The sequence below is a fragment of the Pedobacter sp. Leaf216 genome (assembly GCF_001421515.1).
In the GTDB taxonomy this organism is placed as follows: Bacteria; Bacteroidota; Bacteroidia; order Sphingobacteriales; family Sphingobacteriaceae; genus Pedobacter.
In genome coordinates, this window is record NZ_LMKM01000022.1 from 1 (window position 1) to 25040 (window position 25040).

Annotated in this window: 20 protein-coding genes and 2 tRNA genes; 8 read left to right on the forward strand and 14 right to left on the reverse strand. The window is 38.9% G+C overall.

Features of this window, described 5'->3' with window-relative positions; genetic code table 11:
- Positions 1-881 precede the first annotated feature (881 nt).
- From ASE74_RS15310 to trpD, 8 genes are all read right to left on the reverse strand, one after another.
- Positions 882-2288, reverse strand: coding sequence for a TolC family protein (locus ASE74_RS15310; protein ID WP_055910924.1), 1407 nt, complete (start codon positions 2286-2288; stop codon positions 882-884).
- Entirely contained in the window at positions 2275-5469 is a 3195-nt protein-coding gene (locus tag ASE74_RS15315) for an efflux RND transporter permease subunit (protein ID WP_055910891.1), read from the reverse strand. The genes ASE74_RS15310 and ASE74_RS15315 overlap by 14 nt, the downstream gene beginning before the upstream one ends.
- A 25-nt stretch (positions 5470-5494) precedes the next feature.
- On the reverse strand, positions 5495-6697 hold the full coding sequence (locus tag ASE74_RS15320; RefSeq protein ID WP_055910926.1) for an efflux RND transporter periplasmic adaptor subunit: 1203 nt from the start codon (positions 6695-6697) through the stop codon (positions 5495-5497).
- A 70-nt stretch (positions 6698-6767) separates the two neighbouring features.
- Positions 6768-7373 carry a TetR/AcrR family transcriptional regulator gene (locus ASE74_RS15325; RefSeq protein WP_055910893.1) on the reverse strand — a complete coding sequence of 202 codons (606 nt, stop codon included), beginning with the start codon at positions 7371-7373 and terminating at the stop codon, positions 6768-6770.
- Between the two features lie 634 nt (positions 7374-8007).
- Positions 8008-8775: a tryptophan synthase subunit alpha gene (trpA, locus tag ASE74_RS15330; RefSeq protein ID WP_055910895.1), complete on the reverse strand. Its 768-nt coding sequence runs from the start codon at positions 8773-8775 to the stop codon at positions 8008-8010.
- Positions 8776-8867: 92 nt separating this feature from the next.
- Complete coding sequence (trpB, locus tag ASE74_RS15335; protein WP_132396539.1) at positions 8868-10049, reverse strand: tryptophan synthase subunit beta; 1182 nt, start codon at positions 10047-10049, stop codon at positions 8868-8870.
- 153 nt (positions 10050-10202) lie between these two features.
- Positions 10203-10835 (reverse strand): phosphoribosylanthranilate isomerase, encoded by a 633-nt coding sequence (locus ASE74_RS15340; protein WP_055910897.1) that lies wholly within the window; start codon positions 10833-10835, stop codon positions 10203-10205.
- The gene (gene trpD, locus ASE74_RS15345; protein ID WP_055910900.1) at positions 10829-11818 is read right to left on the reverse strand and encodes an anthranilate phosphoribosyltransferase; all 990 of its coding nucleotides are present in this window, start codon (positions 11816-11818) and stop codon (positions 10829-10831) included. Before trpD ends, ASE74_RS15340 begins: the two co-directional genes overlap by 7 nt.
- A 579-nt stretch (positions 11819-12397) precedes the next feature.
- Here trpD and ASE74_RS15350 point away from each other — a divergent pair.
- Complete coding sequence (locus ASE74_RS15350; RefSeq protein WP_055910901.1) at positions 12398-13339, forward strand: ion channel; 942 nt, start codon at positions 12398-12400, stop codon at positions 13337-13339.
- Between the two features lie 227 nt (positions 13340-13566).
- Here ASE74_RS15350 and ASE74_RS15355 read toward each other — a convergent pair whose 3' ends face one another.
- The 4 genes from ASE74_RS15355 to recR form a co-directional block, all read right to left on the reverse strand.
- On the reverse strand, positions 13567-14406 hold the full coding sequence (locus tag ASE74_RS15355) for an alpha/beta hydrolase (RefSeq protein WP_055910903.1): 840 nt from the start codon (positions 14404-14406) through the stop codon (positions 13567-13569).
- A 144-nt stretch (positions 14407-14550) separates the two neighbouring features.
- Positions 14551-15369, reverse strand: coding sequence for an SDR family oxidoreductase (locus tag ASE74_RS15360; protein WP_055910904.1), 819 nt, complete (start codon positions 15367-15369; stop codon positions 14551-14553).
- Positions 15370-15388: 19 nt separating this feature from the next.
- On the reverse strand, positions 15389-16126 hold the full coding sequence (locus tag ASE74_RS15365) for a hypothetical protein (protein WP_055910906.1): 738 nt from the start codon (positions 16124-16126) through the stop codon (positions 15389-15391).
- A complete protein-coding gene (gene recR, locus ASE74_RS15370) occupies positions 16126-16743 on the reverse strand; it encodes a recombination mediator RecR (RefSeq protein WP_055910908.1) in 618 nt (205 codons plus the stop codon). Before recR ends, ASE74_RS15365 begins: the two co-directional genes overlap by 1 nt.
- A gap of 513 nt (positions 16744-17256) precedes the next feature.
- Between recR and ASE74_RS15375 the strand changes: the two genes are divergently transcribed.
- From ASE74_RS15375 to ASE74_RS15390, 4 genes are all read left to right on the forward strand, one after another.
- Complete coding sequence (locus ASE74_RS15375; protein ID WP_055910910.1) at positions 17257-18765, forward strand: sodium:solute symporter; 1509 nt, start codon at positions 17257-17259, stop codon at positions 18763-18765.
- Between the two features lie 17 nt (positions 18766-18782).
- Positions 18783-19490: a TIGR00730 family Rossman fold protein gene (locus ASE74_RS15380; protein ID WP_055910912.1), complete on the forward strand. Its 708-nt coding sequence runs from the start codon at positions 18783-18785 to the stop codon at positions 19488-19490.
- A 152-nt stretch (positions 19491-19642) separates the two neighbouring features.
- Positions 19643-20149 carry a hypothetical protein gene (locus tag ASE74_RS15385; RefSeq protein ID WP_055910914.1) on the forward strand — a complete coding sequence of 169 codons (507 nt, stop codon included), beginning with the start codon at positions 19643-19645 and terminating at the stop codon, positions 20147-20149.
- 24 nt (positions 20150-20173) lie between these two features.
- Positions 20174-20668, forward strand: coding sequence for a hypothetical protein (locus tag ASE74_RS15390; RefSeq protein ID WP_055910916.1), 495 nt, complete (start codon positions 20174-20176; stop codon positions 20666-20668).
- A gap of 314 nt (positions 20669-20982) precedes the next feature.
- Here the strand turns inward: ASE74_RS15390 and ASE74_RS15395 are convergent, their stop codons facing one another.
- Positions 20983-21573 carry a DUF502 domain-containing protein gene (locus ASE74_RS15395; protein WP_055910918.1) on the reverse strand — a complete coding sequence of 197 codons (591 nt, stop codon included), beginning with the start codon at positions 21571-21573 and terminating at the stop codon, positions 20983-20985.
- Positions 21574-21688: 115 nt separating this feature from the next.
- Entirely contained in the window at positions 21689-24148 is a 2460-nt protein-coding gene (locus ASE74_RS15400) for a bifunctional UDP-N-acetylmuramoyl-tripeptide:D-alanyl-D-alanine ligase/alanine racemase (RefSeq protein ID WP_055910920.1), read from the reverse strand.
- A 61-nt stretch (positions 24149-24209) separates the two neighbouring features.
- Here ASE74_RS15400 and ASE74_RS15405 point away from each other — a divergent pair, with 61 nt between their 5' ends.
- From ASE74_RS15405 to ASE74_RS15415, 3 genes are all read left to right on the forward strand, one after another.
- Positions 24210-24698 (forward strand): regulatory protein RecX, encoded by a 489-nt coding sequence (locus tag ASE74_RS15405; RefSeq protein WP_055910922.1) that lies wholly within the window; start codon positions 24210-24212, stop codon positions 24696-24698.
- 94 nt (positions 24699-24792) lie between these two features.
- A tRNA-Gly gene (locus tag ASE74_RS15410) sits at positions 24793-24868 on the forward strand.
- 72 nt (positions 24869-24940) lie between these two features.
- Positions 24941-25024 (forward strand) — tRNA-Leu (locus ASE74_RS15415).
- Positions 25025-25040 lie beyond the last annotated feature (16 nt).

Genomic DNA, 25040 nt, shown 5'->3' on the forward strand with positions numbered 1-25040 from the left:
TGTTACTTTTGGGCCAAGCCAAAAGTAAAAGCCCTTCGGTGGCCGACCTGTACCGATTTCATATCGGTAACCGAGGCAAGCCCGAGCGGAGCGAAAGCTTTAAGATTCCCGCATGCGCGAGAATGACGACCGTTTAGAAACATTATTAGAAAGATTGCTTCAGCTCGCTCTCTCCCAGCTTCGCAATGACGAATTTAACGCATTCTCTGCATCATGCTATTTGAATTATGCTATCTGCTCCCTGCTATCCGGCATAGGAAATGATGGAAGGATAAAACGTTAAAGCTTTATCATTACCTTTCTTTCCATCGTTGCATTGAGGCAGCACACACTTTCCGCCCCTTCGGCGGAACTTGTGCTGRCGACCAAAAAGCTTTWACGAATTTATCCGACATCAKTTCCAAGCCTTTCAGTTATGCCTTTGTGTTTGTTGTTTTTATAGGTAGTCATGCTTTCGCTGCGCTCAGGTTTGTTACTTTTGGGCCAAGCCAAAAGTAAGAGCCCCCTCGGCGGTGGTGAGCCGAGGCAAGACTGCGAGAATGGCAAGCCCGAGCAAACTAGCCAAAATAGCGACCGCATTACGATTCCCGCATGCGCGGGAATGACGGCCGTATTAGGAATTTACAACAAAGATTGCTTCGGCTCGCTCTCCCCCAGCCTCGCAATGACGGATTTATGGTAATAGTAAATCCAAAGATCTCTCCACTACGGTCGAGATGACGGATGAATGCTCCCTTAATACTCTAAAAAAACAAAAACACCAAAACCACCAGTTAATACCTGGCAATCTTAGTGTCTTTGTAAAAAAACGCTTTAAATACTTTTTATAAATTACTTCAGCTTAAGCTAGTAAAACCTCAGCAATCACGAGCGATGTACGCTTACTGCCATCCCCCCCCTAACGAGCGGTACAAACCAACAACAGCATTAAGCTGTTCAGTTTTAATGGTAGTTAACTCCAGTTCACTTTGTAATAGATTGCCTTGTGCCGTAATAACCTCTAAATAATTAGCCATACCGCTTTTAAATAACATACTGGCATTTTTAGATGCCTGTTGTAAAGTTTGTGCCCTTTTTTCGGCAATACTATATTGCGCTTTAAGTTTCTCTACTTTCGTTAACTCATCCGATACTTCGCCTACAGCATTTAATACCGACTGGCGAAACTGGATTACCGATTTCTCACGGTCTATTTTAGCCAGTTCAAGAGAAGTTTTTAACTGCCCTCTTTGGAAAATCGGTTGCGTAATCCCCGCACCAACCAGGCCGAATAATGATGCAGGCACGTTAAACCAGTTGCTTGCTTTAAACGAGTTGATGCCACCACTTGCGGTAATTACCAACGATGGGTATAAACTTGCTTTTGCAACCCCAACCTTTGCATTGGCAATGGTTAAAGCCAGTTCGGCATTTTTAATATCAGGCCTGCGGCTCAACATCGACGATGGGAAACCAGCATTTAAATCCTGCGGAATATTCATTTTATCCAAACGGCTATCGCGGTTAATCGCCTTAGGCAAAGTACCAATCAAAACACTCAAAGCATTTTCCTGTAAAGTTACATTCTGCTCCAAACGCGGTATCAGCTGTGCTGCATTTAACTGTTGAGCCTGCGCCTGTTGTATAGCCAGTGAAGTAACCTGCCCGGCATCAAACTGTAAATTGATAATCCGAAGTGTACTATCATTCAGTTTAAGGTTCTTTTTGGCAATTTCCAACTGCGCATCAAGCATCAGCAAATTATAATAACCTTGGGCAACATTACTTACCAAACGCGTTTGCACAGCCTTACGTGCCTCTTCTGTTTGCAAAAAACTGGCTAAAGCGCCAGCTTTTTGATTGCGTATTTTACCCCAGATATCCGCTTCCCAAACCACACCCAAATTAGCATTGTAATCTTCAATGTGTGTAGAGCCCGTAAACTGGTTTAAACTTAAGCCGTTTAAACTGTTATCCGATGGGCGGCTCGAGCTTGCAGCAACCTGCAGTTTAAGCTCAGGCAAATAGCCCAGTTTCGATTGTTTAAACAATACTTCAGCTGCATCGATATTTTTCAATGCAATTTGCATATCGTAATTTTTAACCAAAGCCGTATCAATTAAATTTTGCACAGTAAGGTCATTAATAAAACTCTTCAAAGGCATAGAGCCAACACTCGAAGAATCTTTAGGTGATGAGTTTCTAAACAAGCCAGGCACCACATTAGGCAAGGCTGTATCTTTCGAAACCGAACATCCGCTCCATATTAAAGCAAGGAGCAGGATGGTAATTAGATTAAACCGTTTCATAAACTGCATGATTATTTACAGGTTCTCCATGGTGATGAACAACCTCATTTGATGATTTTTTTGATAGTTTTTCCTGTAAAGCCTGGAAGATCACGAAAAGTACCGGAATGATGAACAAACCTAAAATTACACCCGAAACCATACCACCCGCAGCACCGATACTGATAGAGTGGTTACCCTGTGCTGATGGACCGGTTGCAATACTCATCGGGAATAAGCCGAATACAAACGCAAGTGATGTCATGATGATCGGCCTGATCCTTAAGCGCGCAGCCTCAATAGCCGAATCTACCAAACTAAGCCCTGCCCTTCGTCGCTGCACCGCAAACTCCACAATCAGAATCGCATTTTTGGCCAGCAAACCGATAAGCATAATCAGTGCTACCTGTACATAAATGTTATTTTCGATACCAGTTAAACCCAATACCACAAACACACCGAATATACCAGTAGGGATAGAAAGTATTACCGCCAATGGCAGGATATAACTTTCATACTGTGCCGATAATAAGAAATAAACAAATACCAAACACAACAGGAAAATCACTGTAGACTGCCCGCCCGAAGAAATTTCCTCACGCGTTTGGCCCGAAAATTCGTAAGCGTAACCAGTTGGCAATTGTTCTTTGGCCGTTTCCTCAATCGCTTTAATCGCATCACCCGAGCTAAAGCCAGGTTTAGGAATTGCATTAACCTCGATAGAATTAAACAGGTTATAACGCGAAGCCGTTTCCGAACCATATACACGGGTTAATTTAACCAGCGTACTAATTGGCACACTTTCGCCAGCTTTGTTTTTAACAAACACACGATCAATAGCCGAAGGGTCAGTCCTGTCGGCAATATCAGCCTGCACCACCACACGGTAATATTTACCAAAGCGGTTAAAATCTGATGCCTGCGCAGTACCGAAATAAGTTTGCATCGTTTGCAGAATATCCTTTTTACTTACACCCAGCTGATCAGCCTTTTCATCGTTAACATCCAATTGTAACTGCGGATAATCTGCTTTGTACGAAGTAAAAGCATAGGCAATTGCAGGTTTAGCCATTAACTTCGCAATAAAGTTATTCGCCACACCACTAAATTTATCCAGTCTGCCGTTTGTTTTATCCTGCAACATCACATTCATTGCCTCAACGTTACTAAAACCAGGCACCGTAGGAAAACTGAATACAAAGAAAGTACCAGCAGATATAGCCGCCATTTTAGCCCTTACAATATTCTGTATCTCATCGATGTTTTTAACTTCGCCCCGCTCCTCATTCGGTTTCAACAATAAGAAAATCTGTCCTGCCGACGAACTGTTGGATGCCGTTAAAAAGTTATAACCAGCCAACGACATTACGAACCTTGCCGATGGCATAGCCCTTAACTCCTTTTCGGCCTGTTTTAACATTTTGTTCGTATTCGCTAACGAAGTTCCCGATGGACTTGCAACCGCAATAGCCACAAAGCCCTGATCCTCTGTAGGGATAAAACCAGTTTTGGTTCTGCTTACCAGGAAAACCGTAACCAATACAATTAACAAAAGCCCGCCCATACTTAACCATTTATTACGGATAAGCACCTTTAAGCCGCCAACATAGCGGTTAGTCATATAGTTAAAGCCACCGTTAAACCCAGCATAAAACTTTTCTACAAAGCCTTTCTTAGGAGCCTTATGGCCATCGGCATGTTTATTCTTTAAAAATAAAGCAGCAAGCGCCGGGCTTAAAGTTAAAGCGTTAACAGCCGATATAATAATGGCAATAGCCATGGTTAAAGCAAACTGTTTGTAAAATATACCAGTAGAACCCGTCATAAAACCTACCGGTAAAAATACCGCAGCCATAACCAGTGTAATCGATATAATTGCCCCTGTAATTTCGCTCATGGCCTGGGTAGTGGCCTGCTTAGGAGAAAGCGTGGGGTCTTCTTCCATTTTTGCATGCACCGCTTCTACCACCACAATCGCATCATCAACCACAATACCGATAGCCAGTACAAGTGCAAACAACGTTAAAAGGTTAACCGAGAAACCGAACAACTGCATAAAAAAGAAAGTACCAATAATAGCAACCGGAACCGCAATAGCCGGAATTAAAGTAGACCTGAAATCCTGAAGGAAAATAAATACTACGATAAACACCAACAAGAAAGCCTCAATCAAAGTATGCTCAACCTGGTTGATGGATTCATCAAGATCGGTTTTGGTACGGTAAAACTGGTTATATTTAATCCCTGCCGGAAAATCTTTAGATAGTTTTGCCAACAGTTTATCAATCGAAATCTGTATCTCATTCGCATTCGAACCCGATAACTGAATTACACCAATCGTAATCCCATCGTGCCCGTTTAAACGGTTTACACTACCATAACTATAAGCACCCAGCTCTACACGGGCCACATCTTTTAAGCGCAAAATAGAACCATCAGCGTTAGAGCGGATCGCGATATTCTGGTACTCATCAGGTTTGGTAAGCTTACCTTTATATTTAATTACATATTCAAAAGCCTCATCGCTACGTTCGCCAAGCCTGCCCGGAGCAGCCTCAAGGTTTTTATCCTGTATGGCACTGATAACCTCATTAGGCGTTATTTTATAATTAGCCAACTGACTTGGGTTTAACCAAATCCGCATCGAATAATCTTTAATACCCCCAAATACACTTGCAGAACCTACACCAGGGATACGTTTAAGCTCCGGTATAATGTTAATCTGCGCATAGTTGTTTACAAAAACCGCATCATATTTTTTAGGGTCTTCAGAGTAAACACCAATTGCACCGATAAAACTGTTTTGCTGTTTAGTAGTGGTTATACCATATTGTACAACTTCTGCAGGCAACTGGCTTGTAGCCTGCGATACACGGTTTTGAACGTTAACAGCAGCCTGATCGGGGTTAGTTCCCTGTTGAAAGTATACTGTAATGGCCAGGGTACCATCGTTACTGGCACTGGAGGTCATGTATGTCATGTTCTCCACACCGTTAATTGCTTCCTCCAGCGAAGGAGTTACCGAACGTAAAATGGTTTCGGCATTTGCCCCAGGGTACACCGCAGTAACCAATACCGACGGAGGTGCGATATTTGGAAAGCGCTCTAAGGGCAACTTTGATAAGCCAAGTATACCAACAATTACCAATAAGATGGAAATTACTGTTGAAAGTACCGGCCTGTTTATAAATTTCTGAAACATGACTTCTTAAACTTTAAGTGTTGTATTAGTTTTTTGTTTTTGCCACAGCTACCTTATCAGCTGCCTTTTGAGGTTGGATAACCATGCCCTCCTGTAATTTATCAATGCCGCTCAATACAATCTGGTCGCCCGCTTTAACACCACTGTTAACCAGGTAATTTTCACCTGCTTTACCCACAATGCCAATGGCCTGTTTTTTAACCTTGCTGCTATCGCCAACGGTAAATACAAATACCTTATCCTGCATTTCTACCGTAGCCGATTGCGGTACCAGAATGGCATCATCATGTTGTAACCCTAAATGTATTTTGCCCGTATTACCCGAGCGGAGCACACCACTTGCATTAGGGAAACTAGCCCTGAGTGTAATAGAACCCGTGTTTTTATCAAACTGACCATCAATCATGTCAATTTTACCTTTAAGCGGGTAAACACTGTTATCCGATAATAAAAGTTCAACAGCAGGTAAATGCTTAATCCTGTCGGCAGGGGTTTTGCCAGGGTAGTTTACATTAAAGTTATTGAAGTCGTTTTCCGCAAGTGCGAAATAAACATGTACCTCATGTATATCAGATAACTGCGTTAAAGCAACCTGGTCAGTCGGCGAAACCAGGCTGCCCTGTTTTTTAGGGATACGGCCAATGTAACCACTTACGGTAGCCTTAACATTGGTATAACCTAAATTAATTTGTGCCGAAGCCACACCGGCTTTAGCCTGCTCGGCATTAGCCTGTGCTATTTTAAGTGCTGTTTTAGCAGTTTTTAACTGAAAATCAGATACAACCTTATTTTGCACAAGCGGGGTTAATTTATCTACTTCAAGCTGTGCATTTAAAATTGCAGCTTCAGCAGCATGTAAGCTTGCTTTTGCATTGTTTAAAGCCTCGCGGAAAGGATTTTCATTTATTTTAAAAAGCGTTTGGCCTGCAGTTACATAAGCACCTTCGTTAACCAGTACACTTTGTAAATAACCACTAACCTGCGGCCGTACATCAATATCAACAGCACCCTGTATCGATGCCGGATAATCTACAAACGTAGTTTCTGTACTCGCATTAATCGAGGTTACAGGTAAAACTGGTGGCGGTGGTGCAGCTGCAGCCTGATCGGGAGCAGATTTACAACTCACCAAAGCAATGGAAAGAAGCGAAATTGTTAACAATAACTTAATACTATTAAACCATTTAACGGTGTTAAGTAAGGGATACAAGCGATGTAGAGATTTCATATGATTAAATTTAATTGGAATTAAAGTGTATAAATAATTTAACAGTGTTAAATTAAGGGGTAAAAAAAAATTAGCTGTTAATGGATAATGTAATGCCTTTGATGGCATCCTTTAAAATTTGTTGGTTTAGTTCGTCGGTTGTTCTTCCATTAGGGCGAACCAGGTTAATGGAAATTAAGCCATGAATGATAGACCAGTAAGTGTAATACTTCATGCAGATATCATCATCTGATACTGGTTTCTTCTCGAATAATGATTCAATCACATCGCCAAGCATACCACCTACGTTTTCGGCTTCGGGCATTGAATTTTTTACTGTACAACAAACCATATCCACACCATACATCAACTGATAAAATTCTTTATGGTTAAAAGCGAAGTTCCAGTAGGCAATCCACATGGCTTCCATTTTATCTTCCGGAGATTCGTGTTTGTCTCGGGCCTCGCGGATATCTTTGGCCAACATCAAATAACCTCGTCTGGTAAGTTCCAGTAAGATGCCATCTTTGTTAGAAAAGTACTCGTAAATAATTGGTGCAGTATACTCAATCTGGTCGGCAATTTTACGCATACTCAATGCCTGCCAGCCCTCAGTTTGAACAATGTTCAAGGCAGCATCCAGAATTTTTGTTCTGGTTTCATCTTTTAAACGTAGAATTCTTTCTTTACTTCCCATGATTGGAATATTAGGTGTAAATAATCTAACACCGTTAAGCAAATGTAGAACCAATTACAGAATTCACAATCATTGATTTGTCATAAACATTTTTAGGCACTGTTTGGCAGGTGCAAATCAGCGGTTAAAGCTGTTAAAACGCATATTATTAATTTAAAACATTTTTCTTGAGATGATGAAATGTGATTTTCTGCGTGGCAAAACTGACTGACAGATGTGCTATTCAGATTGACAGGTTAGGATAATGATGCGCGATTTGGCAGTTTGTTTGCCTCGATGTGCAGAAAGGGGTATAACCACAGAGGCACAAAGGCAATGAAGTTTGTAATGAGATAGGTTGTTTTTCAAACGCAGGCGGGACACCTAATGCGGCATAAAAACCCTACCAGAGCATTACGATTCCCAATCAAGTTGGGAATGACGATATGGCCTAGGAAGGAATACCAATAATGCTTACTAAGATAGGTCGTGTTTCAGGCGCAGGCGGAAACCTTAATGCAGCATAAAAACCCTACCACAGCATTACGATTCCCAATCAGGTTAGGAATGATGATATGGCATAGGAAGGAATACCACAAAGGCACAAAGTACACAAAGCGCAATCTTAGTGTCTCTGTGCCTTAGTGGTAAACAATTAAGCTTTAAACGCTTTCATAAAACTACTCACTTGCTCCTCTAAATTTCCTTGAGCAATTGCTTTAACGAATGCTGTACCAATAATGGCTCCATTTGCGTACGAGCAGGCTTTATCGAAAGTTTGTTTATCACTGATCCCAAAACCAATCATGGTTGGGTTCTTTAGGTTAAGGTTTTTAATCCTGCTAAAATAAGCTTCAGTAGTATCGCCAACTTCTAAATTTTTTCCTGTAGTGGCAGATGATGATAACAAATAAATAAATCCGTTGGTTAAAACATCAATTTTATGAATGCGTTCTTCGGCGGTTTGAGGGGTAATTAAAAACACATTGCTCAGGTTATGTTTCTCAAAGCAATCTTGATAAAACTCTTCGTACTCTACCATCGGCAAATCGGGTACTATACAACCATCAACACCTACTTCGGCACAAGCCTCACAAAATTTTTCGACACCAAACTGCAAAACAGGATTAACATAGCCCATTAATAACACAGGGATGCTCACCGTTTTACGTAAATCTTTCAACTGCTCAAAAAGCAAGTTAAGTGTCATGCCCTGATCGAGCGATTGTTTACTGCTGGCCTGAATTACCGGTCCATCGGCAACAGGATCCGAATAAGGAAAACCGATCTCGAGCATATCTGCACCCGATTTCTCTAGTAATTCAGCAATCTGTAAAGTATCGCCGGTGTTTGGGTATCCGGCAGTATAATAAATTGATAATATGTTTTTCTTCTCCTGGAAGAGTTGTTTAATTCGATTCATGTTCTTTTGAGATGTGAGATGGAGATGTGAGATTTGAGATTGATGACCTGGCAAGGAAATCTACTTTCTAATATCTCACTTCTCAAATCTATCTATAAGTTAAAATATTTAATATAAGTATCCAAATCCTTATCACCACGGCCTGAAAGGCAAACCACTACATTTTCGCCACCTTTAAACTCCATTTTTTCTAAATAAGCCAAAGCGTGTGCGCTTTCAATGGCCGGGATAATTCCTTCCAATTGTGTACAAAGCAAACCAGCATCTAAACTTTCTTCATCAGTGATGGAAACATATTGGCCACGCCCGGTTTTAAACAAATGTGCATGCTGTGGTCCAATACCCGGATAATCCAATCCGGCTGATACCGAATGTGGTTCTACAACCTGGCCATCTGGCGTTTGCATTAAAATGCTCCTGCTTCCGTGTAATACACCTTCTTTACCTAAATAAGTGGTTGCAGCAGAAAACCCGCTCGATACCCCTTTTCCGGCAGCTTCAACAGCAATCAGCTTTACATTTTCATCATCCATAAAGTGGTAAAACATACCCATGGCATTGCTTCCACCACCTACACAGGCCAACACATAATCAGGTTGATCGCTGCCGGTTTGTTCCAACAATTGCTTTTTGGTTTCTTCAGAAATAATCGACTGAAAAATGGCAACCATATCAGGATATGGATGTGGACCAACTACCGAACCGATAATATAATGCGTATCAACCGGGTTATTAATCCAATCGCGCATGGCCTCGTTGGTGGCATCTTTTAAAGTTTTACTTCCTGAACTTGCCGGAACAACCTTTGCGCCCAACATTTTCATACGGGCTACATTTGGTGCCTGGCGTTCAATATCTACCTCACCCATGTAAATAACACACTCCAGGTTACGTAAAGCACAAACTGTGGCCGTAGCTACCCCATGCTGCCCCGCTCCTGTTTCGGCAATAATTCTTTTTTTGCCCAATTTTTCGGCCAATAAAATCTGCCCGATGGTATTGTTGATTTTGTGTGCCCCGGTATGATTTAAATCCTCTCTTTTTAAGAAAATATTGGCACCAAAACGCTCAGAATATCTTTTAGCAAGGTATAAAGGGGAAGGACGGCCAACATAATCTTTTAACAATTGATGAAATTCCTTTTGAAAATCGGCATCATCAATAATCTTTAAATAGTTTTGACGCAATTCTTCTACGTTTGGATAAAGCATTTCGGGGATGTACGCACCTCCAAAATCTCCATAATATCCTTTTTCGTTTACTTTGTATTTCATAATATTTTTATCAACTAGTTTGCCACATTGAAAGCTGCTCAAGATAAGTCGTCATTCCAGCACAGGCGGGAATCTTAAAGCTCATTGCATTACTATTCCCAATCAAGTTGGGAATAACGGATCAACTTATACTTAATCACCTTCATGATGACATTATTTCGTGTTCATTTCTTTAATAAATTCTTTAATCTTCCCGGCATCCTTCAAACCTGGCTCAATTTCAAACCTGCTATTAATATCAAGCGCATATAAACGCTCATCACGTATATTTTTTATTGCTTCGGTGTGTTCAAGGTCAATTCCACCGCTTAAAAAGTAAGGCTTTTGATCTTTATATCGATCTAATACTAACCAATCAAATGTTTTTCCCGATCCACCGTGTGCTTTGGTTTTGGTATCGAACAAAAAGTAATCAACAACATTTAAATAAACTTCGACACCTGAAAAATCAAAATCTTCATCTATTCCGAAAGCTTTAATTACTTCTAAAGCGGGAAAGCTTAATTTTAATGTTTCACAGTATTCGGGCGATTCGCTGCCATGTAACTGAACAGCCTTCAGCTTCAAAGTGTTTACCTTATCTTTTACTTTTTCAATATCTTCATTTACAAAAACGCCTACAGTTTTAATCTCAGAAGGAATGTACTTAATTAATTCAGCAGAAACATCACTGATTAAGCGCGGCGATTTTTCATAAAAAATGAAACCCAAATAATCTGGCTGAAGCTCTGCAACCGCAGCAATATTGGCTGCCAAACGCATTCCGCAAACTTTTAATTTTAGCATGCCAATAGGTTTTTAAAGCTCTCCAATGCTTTTTTGCTCATTAACGATTCTTCCGCTGCGTAAAAACAATCGGCAAAAGATAATTCAGGTTTAATAGTCTTAATTGCCAATGCCGAATTGCAAAGCACCACATTGTTTTGCACATCTGTAGCCTCGCCATTTAACACATCCATAAATATTTTCGCTGATGATTCTACAGTATCTCCACCTTTTATGGCATTTACCTCAACCCGCTCAAAACCCATATCCTGAAGCGTTAAAATCTGCTCTCCTTTATTCGAAAAGGTTTTCACATCACAGGTTAACGAAACCTCATCATAACCTTCCAAGGCATGTACAATGGTGTAACTTTTATCGGTATCCTGATATAAATAAGCATATAAACGGGCCAGTTCTAAACTAAATACGCCCACCATCTGGTATTTTGGCTGCCCGGGGTTAACCATTGGCCCTAACATATTGAAAAAAGTTTTCACACCCAGTTCTTTACGGATAGGTGCCACAATTTTCATAGCGGGATTAAACAATGGTGCATGTAAAAAACAAATACCCGCTTTATCCAAATTGCGTTTTAAGGTATCCTCATCATTAGTAAAAGTATAACCTAAATGTTCCATCACGTTAGAAGAACCGCAGCCAGATGATACACCATAGTTACCGTGTTTGGCCACATGGTGCCCTGCACCTGCAACCACAAATGATGATAAGGTAGATATATTAAAAGTATCTTTACCATCGCCACCCGTTCCACAAAGGTCAATAAGATCGTAACCCGATAAGTTTACTTTCACACACGTATCAAGCATTGCATCACGAAACCCCTGTAGCTCCTGCACGGTGATGTTGCGCATGGCATAGGCAGTTATAAAAGCTGCAATCTGTGAAGAATTAAAAGCCCCTTCAGAAATGGAAATTAAAATGTTCTTTGCCTCTTCCCTGCTAAAACTCTTGTTCTCGAATAAATGGTTTAATATTTTTTTCATGTTTATTGTTCAATCTTATTTAACCACAGATGAACACGAATACACACAGATTTTATCCGTGTTCATCTTTTTTATCTGTGATTCATTTCTCATTTATCTCCATGGTCTGTGTCCTCACTAACCATTCATCTTCCTCCGTTTCGTACATACACCAAACGTAGCGTTATTATTATATTTCCCATGGTCTGTGTCCCCACTAACCATTCATCTTCCTCCGTTACATACATACACGAACCGGGGCGTTATTACTATGTCTCCCATGGTCTGTGTCCCCACTAACCATTCATCTTCCTCCGTTTCGTACATACACCAAACCTAGCGTCGCCTTTAAGCTTTTTTTTAAGGTGCTGAAATAAATTCAGCATGACGATCGCTATAAAAATCGCATAAAAAAAAGGATTGCTTTTTGGGCAATCCTTTTCATTGTGTTTAAAATATTTTAAAATATATAACAATAGAATTTGCCTAACGAATTTCGTTATGCCACCACCAATTGTTATTTAAGTTTTTAATTATCATGTTTGTATAAAGCAAATATTGATATAGTTTTTTAATATTCCAAAATCTTTCTAAAAATATATGTCTTTCTTCAAAAGAAAAGTACAGTTTAATGATGATTTGGGCTTCGGATCCAATCCGGTAACCAAAAATCAGCGCATGCTAAACCCCGATGGTTCTGCAAATATAGAACGTACAGGCTTACCATGGTTTAAGTTCGATGATACTTATACCCGATTGGTTACCATGAGCTGGCCGCGGTTTTTCTTCGTCATCCTACTCGCTTACCTTGTCGTAAATACGATTTTTGCAGTTTTATACAATGCAGTAGGAATAGAAAATTTAAATGGTGCTAATGGCGTTACATTTCGCGATCAGTTTTTTGATGCCTTTTTCTTCTCAGCCCAAACCATTTCTACCGTAGGTTATGGCCATATTTCGCCACAAGGTTTTGTTACCAGTGTGCTCGCAGCTTTTGAAAGTATGCTGGGTTTGCTCGCTTTTGCACTGGCCACCGGATTATTATATGGCCGTTTCAGTCGGCCCACTTCTAAAGTGAGTTTCAGTAAAAAAATGGTTATTGCCCCTTACGAAAAAGGCCACGGTTTGATGTGCCGTTTAGTAAATTTACGCCGCAATCAACTCATTGAGGTAGAAGTGCAAATGGTAATGTCGTATAACGAAACGGTTGATAATAAACAAGTGCGAAGGTTTTATCCGTTGGCTTTAGAACGCGATAAAATTGGGATTCTTTCTTTAAACTGGACACTCGTGCATCCTATAACCGAAGAAAGTCCGTTTTACGAGAAATCATTAACCGAATTGCAGCTTGCCGAAGTAGAAGTTTTTGTAATACTTAAAGCTTTTGACGATACCTTTTCGCAAACCATTCACACCAGAACCAGTTATCAGGATGAGGAAATAGAAATGGATGCTAGATTTGAGAAAATGTATTACCACAATGAAGAAGGTAAAATGGTGATGGATTATAGCAAACTCGATCAGGTTAGCCGTACGGTGTAAGTATCTTTTTCTTATGTTAAACTTGTTTTTGTTTTTGGAAAGCAATTGCCGTGCTAATCGGTTATAGCTTCCTGCCATACGCTTTATCTCGATTGAAGGAATCGGGATGCCCGCTGCTGCCAGGTTTATGGAACCTAGGTCGGTGCAATAAAAATACTATCGCCTTAATTGCATGTTCTCCAGAGTTTTCCACTTGAATAGCAGATAGGCTAAAAAGTTGACAACTCTTATGAAGATGACTTTTGTATAAACCCAACAATATCTTTATACAAATCATTTCCACCAAAAATCATCTGACTAATCATTGGTACATGGCTTTTGCCTTTAATTTCCTTAATTTCTACAGGAATGTTGTTAGCTTTAAGTTTTTCGTATAACCTTGGCGTTTGCAATTTAATGGCTCCGTAAGTTTTGCTTCCAAAAAAGAGTAAATGCGGATTTTTAATGTTATTTACATAATTTAATGGTGAAGCCAGTTTCCAAACGGCAGATTGATCAGTAAAAGTTCTGATGAAATCGAAGTAAAAATGATCTTTTTCTGCTGTAATTAAATATTCCTGCATATCTAAGCCAAAAGGATCGTTCAGGATTAATCCTTTAATCGGATTTTGGATACCAGCTTTTTTAAAGTATTTAGGATCTGCGTTGATCAGTTCACCTAAGTGCGCTCCTGCAGAATGGCCCATTACGAAAATTTTATCCGGGCTTGCTGTGTAATCAGCAATGTGCTCTTTTACCCATTTAACCGCTAAGGCACAATCATCGCCCATTTTCTCATACTGAACATTTGGTGCCAAACGGTAATTGATGATTACGGTAACAACGCCCTTACGTGCAAAGTTTCTGCCCAACCACCAATAGGTTTCTTTTTTGCCACTGCTCCAGGAGCCACCGTGGATAAAAATGAGAACAGGTTTGTTTTTTATACTGTCATTTTTATAAAAAATATTCAGCGTATTGGCCTCATCAGCATTGCCTGCATAATTGATATTTTTTACTTTTTTAACCTGTGCAGAAGAAAGTATCGTTTGAAAAAGGAGCATTAATAAAACAAGGGATTTGTACATAATAAAGATTTATCTCTTCACTCAATAAACGAAATTGTTGTAAAAGTGGATTTTTAATAATTGATCTTCGACTCCACTCAGACTGACAAGTAATTGAAGTTAAATCCAATGCGGTTTAACGTACTAAACATTAACCGCAATACACTATCCTTTAATCAGCGGATTCTTTTCTTTCGCAAACAAATCAAAAACCTTTTTATCAACAAAAGCCGGAAAGAGTTTATTCATCCATACGGCTAATTTACCTTGTCCGGTCATGATGAGGGTGCGTTTGCGTTGTTCAATCCCATCGGCAATAATGCTTGCTACATCTTCTGATGTCATCATTTTACCTTCATCCATACTGGTTTCGCCATGTGCGGCACCATCTTTAGATAAAGCGGTTACGCGAATGTTTGATGCGGTAAAGCCCGGGCAGGCCAATAACACATTTACACCCGTTTTTAATAATTCGGTACGAAGGGATTCCATAAAACCGTTCATTGCAAATTTAGAGGCCGAATAACCGGTTCGGCCCGGCAAACCGCGGAAACCTGCAATTGATGAAACACCTACAACTGTTCCTTTGGTTTTAAGAATCTCAGGCAAGGCATATTTTGTGCAATATACTGTTCCCCAAAAGTTTACATCCATCAGGTTTTTAAGTACCGATAAATCTAAATCATTAAACAGCGCACGCATTGATAAACCAGCGTTATTAACCAAAATATCAATCTGTTGAAACGAAACCAAAGCTTGTTTAATAATCAGTTCACAATCTGTTTCTTTACTCACGTCAGCCTGAACAGCAACGGCCCTGATGCCATATTTTTTTTCCAGTCCGGCAGTAATTTCGCAAAGTGTTACATATTGACGGGCAGCTAAAACCAGGTTGGCACCACGTTTGGCAAATTCTTCGGCACAGGCTTTTCCAATTCCGCTGGATGCTCCGGTGATAATGATTACTTTATTTTTTAGATTCATTTTGAGTAGAACGATTTGATTAGTTTGTTTTAAAATAGTTTGTGGCTTCAGTAACTTCGTCGGAATTGATGATATCTGCACCAAGCTCATGCAACAGCTTCCAACAAGCTTTAGTATCGGGCGCACCCCAAAAACGGAATGGTTTACCGATTTTATGCGCATTTTGAATCAGGTTTAACAATTTAGCTTTATCCATTGTTGAAATTTCTCCAACACCTTTCCATTTAGAATAAGTGGCAAAATTATCGCTGATCATTGCCACTTTCGCTAAATCGGCCTGGCTATAAATATGGTTGGGCAAACCATCGAAATATAAATTTGGGTATTTATGAAAACTGCTATCAGCCGGGCGGTTTCCACTAATTACTACAATGCTATTTTTACCCTGCTTATTAAAGTATTGCTGATATTTTTTTAAACCCTTATTCAGTAAATGATATGTCGAATCCCAATCTCCCTTTACATCAACCATCAATTGAAAAGCGTAATATTCATTACTGTGAGATAAGGTTTTTATCCGTTTTAAATACAATGCATCTAAAGTATTGCCTGTTTTAATTTCTTTTTTACTATGGGCAACAATTAACGAATTGCCAACTACAAAAACATCAGCTTCTATAGAAAAAGCCTTGTTTTGCACGGCATCATAAAAAGGTTTTTGGTGGGTATAATCGTTATGTGAGTGAATTTTAACTTGTGCCTGAACAAACAATCCGGATAAAATTAGCAGGGAGAAAACCAGGAAACGCTGTACCATTATTTCATCATTGCTGTTTCGTAAGGCACGCGGGTTACAATGGATCTGCCGAGCGTAATTTCATCGGTATATTCTAACTCGCCACCAAAAGCAATACCTCTTGCAATGGTAGTTACAGGAACATTAAATTCTTTTAATCTTTTATAAAGGTAGAAAAGTGTGGTATCGCCCTCCATATTAGGACTTAAGGCTAAAATTACTTCTTTAATTCCTCCTACTGCCATCCGCGACACCAATCCTTCTATAAATAAATCAGAAGGTCCAATTCCATCCATAGGCGAAATTAATCCACCCAAAACATGGTAAACCCCAAAGTATTGTCCGGTATTTTCGATGGCCATTACATCACGGGTATCTTCTACCACACAAATGGTTTCTTTATCGCGCTTAATTGAAGTACAGATTTCGCACACGGTATAATCCGAAATGTTATGGCAGGTAGTGCAGTGTTTAATCTGTTGTTTAAGCTTTATAAATGTATTGCCAAACTGATTCACCTCCTCCTGTTCTTTATTTAAAAGATGTAACACCAAGCGTAAAGCCGTTTTTTGCCCCACACCAGGAAGTTTCGAGAATTCGTTTACCGCATCTTCGAGCAGTTTGGATGAAAAATTCATAATGCAAAAATAGGTAAAATGCTTTGTTAGTTCAATAGGCATTAGTTTATTGGTTAATAGTTAAATAGTTCATTGTTGATGGCTTGATGTTTCAGCATTCAGTCCTCTTTATTTATTGGTAACTGGCAATTGCGAAGGGATATTTACATAGCAGATGGTTAGTTAACCCCGATATACTTTTGTGCGCTATGTTTATGCAAATCAGCCATCAACCCAATAGCAAAACTAAACCCATTGAGCATATACTTTTGTGCGCTATGTTTATGCAAATCGGCTATCAACCATTTAACCATCAGCCATCAACCCAATAGCAGAACTAAACCAATTGAGCCCTATACTTTGGGCGTTATGTCTATGCAAATCGGCTATCAACCATAAGCTATCAACCAAATAGCGAAACTAAACCCATGTAATGCGTCATCTTAATCCAAATCAGCTATCAACCAAATAGCAAAACTAAACCCATTGACATTAAATCCGAATTTCTTACATTTATCAGCTTAACACAAAACTATGTCTCCAACCATTCTCTTATGTTTTCTGATCGGTTATTTTCTATTGCTGATTATTATTTCATTTGTAACTTCAAAAAACTCATCCGACAATTCGACATTTTTTATAGCCAACAGAAATTCTAAATGGTACCTCGTGGCCTTTGGTATGATTGGCACAGCCCTATCAGGTGTTACCTTTATATCTGTACCGGGCGAGGTTGGTGCACCAAGCGGAAACCAGTTTCAATACTTCCAGTTCGTACTCGGCAATGCAGTTGGTTTTATCATTATAGCCACGGTTTTGCTTCCACTTTACTACCGGATGAATTTAACCTCTATTTATAGCTACATAGAGAAAAGATTAGGCCACTTCAGTTATAAAACAGCAGCATCTATATTTTTATTGAGCCGAACATTAGGATCTGCAACAAGATTATACCTGGTGGTGATTGTTTTGCAACGCTTTATCTTCGATAATTATGGCATTCCATTTTGGTTAACGGTTTTAATTTCACTGGCCTTAATTTGGTCGTATACATTTAAAGGTGGGTTAAAAACGATAATTATTACTGATACACTGCAAACTTTTTTCTTGGTGCTGTCCGTTTTTTTAACGATTTATTTCATTTGTAACAGCCTGAATTTTGATATTCCTCAGGCATTCGAAACCGTAAAAAACAGCAGCTATTCAAAAATTTTCTTTCTAAATGATTTCCTCACCAACAAATTTTACTTCAGTAAACAGTTTATCGGCGGTATTTTTGTTACCATCGCCATGACGGGTTTAGATCAGGATTTGATGCAGAAAAACCTGAGTATGGGCACCATCAAAGAGGCACAAAAAAACATGTTTACTTTTACAGGGGTATTTGTAATTTTAAATGTTTTCTTTTTGAGTGTTGGTGCATTATTATACATTTTCGCCGCAAAAAATGGAATTGATATTCCTTTAGATCATATTACAGGCAAACCACGTACAGATTTATTGTTTCCAGAAATTGCGCTAAATAACTTAGGTGCAATACCAGCAATTATATTTATGCTGGGTTTAACGGCCGCAACATTTGCGACCACAGATTCTGCCCTTACCGCATTAACTACCTCATTTTGTGTCGATTTTTTAGGGATGGATAAAGCTGCAAATGTAAACGCAGAAGATGCTGTAAAAAAGCGCCATACGGTGCACGTAGCATTTTCAATTTTAATGTTTTTGGTAATCCTCGTGATTAATGCATTTAACAGTTCATCAGTAGTGAGCTTGATTTTTACCATTGCCTCTTATACCTACGGACCGCTTTTAGGGCTCTATAGTTTTGGATTATTTGTAAAAAAACGCGGTTTACATGATAAATTAGTGCCGATAGTTTGTTTATTATCACCTTTTTTATGTTACTTGCTTTCTACGTACTCTACCACTTTATTGGGCGGCTACGTTTTTAGTGTCGAACTGATTTTAATTAACGGTTTAATCACATTTATAGGCTTATTGTTCATCAGCAAAAAAACTGATGCACAAACCAGATTTTAATATTAGAATAACAGTATATGACGAGTGAAGAAAAAATTAGAAGTGCTTTTGAAAACAAAGACTGGCAGGAAATTAAAGTAACAGATTCCTGGCAAATTTTTAAAATCATGGCCGAATTTGTAGATGGCTTTGAAAAACTGGCTAAAATTGGTCCTTGCGTTACCATATATGGATCGGCCCGTACAGCGCAAACACACCGCTATTACCAATTGGCAGAACAGTGTGGCAAATTATTAACCGATCGTGGTTATGGGGTAATAACAGGCGGTGGTCCGGGTATTATGGAGGCTGGTAACAAAGGTGCACATACCAATGGCGGTAAATCTGTAGGTTTAAACATTGAGTTACCTTTTGAGCAATTCCACAACAAATATATCGACCATAATAAATTATTGGAGTTTGATTATTTCTTCGTCCGCAAGGTGATGTTTATGAAGTATAGTCAGGGTTTTGTGGTTTTACCAGGTGGTTTTGGAACCATGGACGAGCTTTTTGAGGCTTTAACCCTAATCCAGACCGGTAAAATTGCCCGTTTCCCAATTGTATTGCTTGGAGTAGATTATTGGGGCGGATTAATTGACTGGATAAAAGGAACAATGCTGCAAAAAGAACACAATATCCATGAAGAAGATTTAAACCTATTTAGATTGGTAGATACTGCAGAAGAAGCAGCAGAACACATTTTCCGTTTCTACGATAAATATGTACTTAAACCGAATTTCTAGGCAAGTTTGATGGATTGATTGGTTAATCGGTTAACTGACAATCGAAAAATGAAAACTGCTAATTGAAAACTGAAAAGTGCTTACAAACAATAAGCACTTTTTTCATGTAACATCTGAAATGAATTGCCATCTAAAATGAAACGCAATTAAATATGTCGAAATTCATCAATTGGAAAAGTAATTGGCTCAACGGAAACTTTCAACTTTTTGTTGATAGGCTGCAAAAAGGTGCAATAACTTTTGCAACGTGGAAAAGTGATGCAGAAAGCGTTTTTGAAGATAAAAACTATCAGTTTATAAATGAGGGTGTTTGGCAATCGAGTACAAAAGTGGTTGATAGAAAAACAAACGAAACGGTAGCCATGATTACTTACGACTGCTGGAAATCAAAAGCTGTAATTAGTTTAAAATCGGGTGAGCAATACGAATGGAAATCAAGTGGAATATGGAAAAAACAGTGGACGGTAAGCAATTATAACAACGAACACATCATGTACAGTTCCAGCAATAATTGTGGTGCAATCTCTTCTGATACAGACAATGAATTATTGATTTTAGCAGGTTTATTTATTAAACAGATTTACAACAAACGGGCATTGCTACTTATTGTGTGCATTATGCCAATTATTTCAACATCAACGCTTCATCACCATAATTAAAAGTAAAATTAACCCTTTTGTGAGATGGAACAGGTATTAAACTGGAGAAAAGGTTTATTTGATAGTAACTATCAGGTAGTAAATAATGGTTTGCTGAGATTTTCTTTAAATTTTAGTTCATGGAAAAATTCTGCAATTGCCACTACTCAGGGTGGAATCTACCTCTTAAAAAGCGAAGGATTTTCTAAACCCGAAACTAAAATTGTAGATAACAAAAACACAGTTTTAGCCGTAATTACGTATGATTGGTTGAATTTTAAAGCCAAAATCATATTTGCCACAGGCGAAACTTTCGATTGGAGCTACCAGAACAGTTGGTTAAGTCGCTGGTCGTTAAATAACCATAAAGATAAACAGATTTTATATAACGCATCTGCAGGTAATGGATTGATACATACGAATGTAGATGACGATATGGTTGTATTGTGCGGCCTTTTTATAAGGGAATACTATTCACGGCTCCTCTTCGGATTTATCATTGTTGTATTTATCATGCTTAGTTTCAAAAGCATTTTTTAAAGCTTAGTAGGAACTTTTTTGTACCTACCCTGGTCGTTGCGCCTCCAGGTTATTGAGTTAAGAGTTTCTCACCACAGATGGACACAGATAAACACGGATCTTTATAGCTGTGTGTTCGTTTTGATCTGTGGGGTAATTTTATTTGGCGGTGATTAGGGCTTACTCAATATCATTGTTAGCGTGTAGCTAAGTTTAAGTGAAAATGATTAGACAAGTAACCTTAAATAATTCATAGTATGATAGATGCTGAAACAAGTTCAGCAAGACGGTAACTTGGGGGTTTAAACGCGCGAGATGCTACAATAGTTTGGTGTTTAAAGCCCGCTAACGCCACCACTCACTACCAGTTTCATGGCGTCCGCCGCCGTCATGTGTAAATCGGTAACCTTTTCTCTGCTTACAATACAAAGCTGGCCGGCAAAAGAATAAGATAATGGAAAATATACTGCTACCTCATTAGGCAGGTTAAGTTTATGCAGATCGTTCTGTGTTAAAAATCCAATCTTTTTTAATCCACCTTCCACCTCAACCAGCACAGGGTGATTAAATTTCTTTTCATCGCCCACAAAAGCTTCTGTTAAATCTTTGATGGATGAATAGATAAAGTTAAGCAAGGGCAACCTTTGCATAATCCGCTGGAACCAGTTATACATTGGTTCGGTTACCAAATTGGTTACAAAAATTCCTGCAAGTAAAATGAGGGTTAATACGGTTAATAAACCCAAACCTGGGATATTCCGGCTTTCGCCTGTGCGTGGATTTACACCTAAAATATTGTTTACGTTTAACCAGCTATCAACGGTTGTAACTGCCCAAACTACAATAAAAATACTCACGGCAATGGGCACAACAATTAATAAACCTTTAATCAAATAGTTTAAAATAGCTTTCCCGACTTTATTCATGGTGCAAAAATAACAATTTTTAATTCATTTGCGTGGCACGTTCAATAGTCATTCGCCATTGGTTCAATCGTAATTGATTCATCGGTGTAGGGTGCATAACCCATCAATTAATAAACTATTCATAAAAATAAACCCGCTTAACCCGCTGGGAGATATTTGTCAAAATTTCATAAGGGATTGTATTGATATCTTTTGCCAGTTGCATAATAGTATGTTCTTTATTAAAAACTATGGCTTCATCACCAGGTTTTACATCAATACCGGTTACATCCAACATGGTCATATCCATACAAACAGAACCTACTACAGGAACTAAATTACCGTTAATCAGCATTTTACCAACACCATTACCAAAATAACGTGTATAACCATCAGCATATCCAATTTTTACAGTCGCTATTTTACCGCCGTTTGGCATTATACCTTTTCTGCTATAACCAACAGTTTCACCAGGTTGCAAGGTTTTTACTTGTGTAACGGTTGTTTTAAGTACCATTACGGTTTGTAAGCCCCGATTATTGGCCAAAGCAGAATCAAAACCGTATAAACCGATGCCTAAACGCACCATATCCAGCTGCCCTTCAGGCCAGCGCGAAATGCCGGATGTATTAGAAATGTGGAGCAAAGGTTTGTAATCCAAAACATTGATCAGTTGATTGGCAACGGTTTTAAATTTAGTAATCTGTTGTTGGGTAAATCCATCGTGTTCTGCAGCATCACTTGCCGCCAGGTGAGAAAATATACTCTGAACTTTTACCCGCTCCGAATCTTTCAACAACATGGAAAGCTGGTCTATTTCTGACTCATCAAAACCCAAACGGTGCATTCCGCTGTCTATTTTGAGGTGTATAGGGTAATCGAAATCATAATCAGAGAGGGAATTTAAGAAACTGTTCAGAATTTCAATACTGTAAATTTCGGGTTCAAGGTGATGTTTTATGATCGCCTCGAAAGCAGATTCTTCAGGGCTCATTACCATAATAGGCAAAGTAATTCCAGCTTTTCGTAATGCAATGCCTTCATCGGCATAAGCAACAGCCAAATAATCTACCTTATGAAACTGCAATAAATTGGCTATTTCAAAACTTCCGCTACCATAAGAGAAAGCCTTCACCATAGCCATTATTTTTACTCCCGGTTTAACCTTTGCACGATAAAAATGCAGATTGCCCACCATGGCATTCAGATCGATTTCTAAAACAGTATCATGTATTTTTTGGGTAAGCAATTTACTGATTCTGCCGAATTCAAAGCGCCTGGCTCCTTTTACCAATATGGTTTCATGGTTAAATTGCAAACCCGGGAAAGCCTCAATAAAGGCATTGGTATCATCAAAAAACTCGGTTTCGAAGTTAAAAATGCCAGCAAAGCGCGAAATATGTGTGCCAATACCAATTAATCGGTTTACCTTCTTCTGTAAGAGCAATTCGGCTATTTCCGTATATAAATCGAAATCGTCCCTTCCTGTTTCAAATAATTCAGAAAGAATAACTGTTTTCTTTGGATGCTGGTTTTGCTGGTTTAAGAAATCGAGTGCTATCGCCAGCGATGAAATATCAGCACTGTATGAATCGTCGATAATGGAACATTGGTTAATTCCGTTTTTCAGTTCCAAACGCATGCTCACATGACTTAGCTTCTCCAGACGCAAATCGGCCTGCTCTGGTGTGTAACCTAAAGCGAGCAGCGTTGCCCAGCAAATCATGCCATTTTCTATCGAAGCTTTATCTTTAAAAGGCAGAATGCATTCAATTTCACGATTTTGATAAATTGCCCTCAGATAACAATTTCCTTCAATAGGCTCTACAGCAACCACCTGTAAATCAGCAGCCTGCTTACTACTCCAGCTAAACTGTTTTTTGCCTGGCAATTCTTTAATGCTTATTTCGCTTACATATTCTGGCGAATAAATAAAAAGTTCAGATGCAGCAAAAAGTTTCAGTTTCTCAGTCAGTTTTTCTTTTTTAGAACTGAACCCTTCGGCATGTGCTTCGCCAATATTGGTTAAAATCCCTACCTCAGGTTTTATAATTTCAGCCAGACTTTGCATCTCATTTACCGCAGAAATTCCGGCCTCAAAAATGCCAAGGGTATGATCTGCTTCAAGCTGCCAGATGGAAAGTGGCACGCCAATTTGAGAATTATAACTTTTCGGGCTTTTAACAATGTTAAAATCAGCGGCTAATAGCTGATACAACCATTCCTTAACAATCGTTTTACCGTTACTGCCGGTAATGCCAATGGTTTTTAAGTCGAACTGTTCACGGTGATAAACGGCTAGTTTTTGCAGGGCAGACAAGGCATCGTGAACCAATAAAAAATTGCAATCGGGGTATTGGTTAACATATTTTGCTTCGGTAATTACGAAATTACGGATATCTTTTGCGTAAGCGTCTTTTATAAATTCGTGTCCGTCGCGGTGGGATGATAGTGCAAAAAAAACAGAATGCTCCGGCACCAAAACAGAACGGCTATCAATCACGAGGTATTGAATAATAACCTCTCCATCAACCATTTTGGTATCGGCTTTTAAAATTTCGGCTATTTTGGCAACGGTATATATTGGGTTTAGCATGCTATTATATTCAGAAAAATACGGTAATCGCTTTAATTTTTACGAATTTCAGTAATTAATTATGAAAAGCAGTAAACAAGAGACAGTAATATTAGATAAAAAACAAGCTTTGGCCAAAGCAGAAAGTTTTTGTGTTTACCAGGAGCGTTCGCAGAAAGAAGTACGTTATAAATTGGTAGAATGGGGCATGCGCGGCGATGAACTTGAAGAAATAATTAGCGAGCTGATTGTAAACAATTTTTTAAATGAAGAAAGGTTTGCCAAAAGTTACGCATCAGGCAAATTTAACATTAAACACTGGGGCCGGATTAAAATTAAACAAGGTTTAAAATTGAAAGGTGTACCGGATAAAATTTTGCAAAAGGCAATTTACAGCATCGATGACGATGATTACATACTTACCATAGAAAAATTGGCCCTTAAAAAAGCACAGAGTTTAAGTGAAAATGATCCGTTTAAAAGAAAAAATAAGCTGATGAACTATCTTCAGGCAAAAGGTTTTGAAACTGATTTAATTTTACTTGCACTGAAAGCCAGCAATTTAAATTAAATATTAAATTTTTAACAAGAAATCTCTTGACAGAAATATAAATCTGCCTATATTTGCATCACCAAAACGAAACGACAACATCAGTTTTGTAAATGCGAAAGTAGCTCAGTTGGTAGAGCACGACCTTGCCAAGGTCGGGGTCGCGAGTTCGAATCTCGTCTTTCGCTCCAAACAAATGCCTTCCTACCAGAAGGCATTTATTTTAAAGTTAACCAAGCCGATGGAGATCGGTAGCGGCTAATGCTCGGGTGGTGGAACTGGTAGACACGCAGGACTTAAAATCCTGTGCTTTCAAAGGCGTGCGGGTTCGATTCCCGCCCCGAGTACACAAAAAAAATCGAA

What these genes read in the sequence shown, in the direction of transcription:
- ASE74_RS15310 (WP_055910924.1), bottom strand. Translation starts at nt 2,288, where the DNA reads ATGAAACGGTTTAATCTAATTACCATCCTGCTCCTTGCTTTAATATGG.
- ASE74_RS15315 (WP_055910891.1), bottom strand. Translation starts at nt 5,469, where the DNA reads ATGTTTCAGAAATTTATAAACAGGCCGGTACTTTCAACAGTAATTTCC.
- ASE74_RS15320 (WP_055910926.1), bottom strand. Translation starts at nt 6,697, where the DNA reads ATGAAATCTCTACATCGCTTGTATCCCTTACTTAACACCGTTAAATGG.
- ASE74_RS15325 (WP_055910893.1), bottom strand. Translation starts at nt 7,373, where the DNA reads ATGGGAAGTAAAGAAAGAATTCTACGTTTAAAAGATGAAACCAGAACA.
- trpA (WP_055910895.1), bottom strand. Translation starts at nt 8,775, where the DNA reads ATGAATCGAATTAAACAACTCTTCCAGGAGAAGAAAAACATATTATCA.
- trpB (WP_132396539.1), bottom strand. Translation starts at nt 10,049, where the DNA reads ATGAAATACAAAGTAAACGAAAAAGGATATTATGGAGATTTTGGAGGT.
- ASE74_RS15340 (WP_055910897.1), bottom strand. Translation starts at nt 10,835, where the DNA reads ATGCTAAAATTAAAAGTTTGCGGAATGCGTTTGGCAGCCAATATTGCT.
- trpD (WP_055910900.1), bottom strand. Translation starts at nt 11,818, where the DNA reads ATGAAAAAAATATTAAACCATTTATTCGAGAACAAGAGTTTTAGCAGG.
- ASE74_RS15350 (WP_055910901.1), top strand. Translation starts at nt 12,398, where the DNA reads ATGTCTTTCTTCAAAAGAAAAGTACAGTTTAATGATGATTTGGGCTTC.
- ASE74_RS15355 (WP_055910903.1), bottom strand. Translation starts at nt 14,406, where the DNA reads ATGTACAAATCCCTTGTTTTATTAATGCTCCTTTTTCAAACGATACTT.
- ASE74_RS15360 (WP_055910904.1), bottom strand. Translation starts at nt 15,369, where the DNA reads ATGAATCTAAAAAATAAAGTAATCATTATCACCGGAGCATCCAGCGGA.
- ASE74_RS15365 (WP_055910906.1), bottom strand. Translation starts at nt 16,126, where the DNA reads ATGGTACAGCGTTTCCTGGTTTTCTCCCTGCTAATTTTATCCGGATTG.
- recR (WP_055910908.1), bottom strand. Translation starts at nt 16,743, where the DNA reads ATGAATTTTTCATCCAAACTGCTCGAAGATGCGGTAAACGAATTCTCG.
- ASE74_RS15375 (WP_055910910.1), top strand. Translation starts at nt 17,257, where the DNA reads ATGTCTCCAACCATTCTCTTATGTTTTCTGATCGGTTATTTTCTATTG.
- ASE74_RS15380 (WP_055910912.1), top strand. Translation starts at nt 18,783, where the DNA reads ATGACGAGTGAAGAAAAAATTAGAAGTGCTTTTGAAAACAAAGACTGG.
- ASE74_RS15385 (WP_055910914.1), top strand. Translation starts at nt 19,643, where the DNA reads ATGTCGAAATTCATCAATTGGAAAAGTAATTGGCTCAACGGAAACTTT.
- ASE74_RS15390 (WP_055910916.1), top strand. Translation starts at nt 20,174, where the DNA reads ATGGAACAGGTATTAAACTGGAGAAAAGGTTTATTTGATAGTAACTAT.
- ASE74_RS15395 (WP_055910918.1), bottom strand. Translation starts at nt 21,573, where the DNA reads ATGAATAAAGTCGGGAAAGCTATTTTAAACTATTTGATTAAAGGTTTA.
- ASE74_RS15400 (WP_055910920.1), bottom strand. Translation starts at nt 24,148, where the DNA reads ATGCTAAACCCAATATATACCGTTGCCAAAATAGCCGAAATTTTAAAA.
- ASE74_RS15405 (WP_055910922.1), top strand. Translation starts at nt 24,210, where the DNA reads ATGAAAAGCAGTAAACAAGAGACAGTAATATTAGATAAAAAACAAGCT.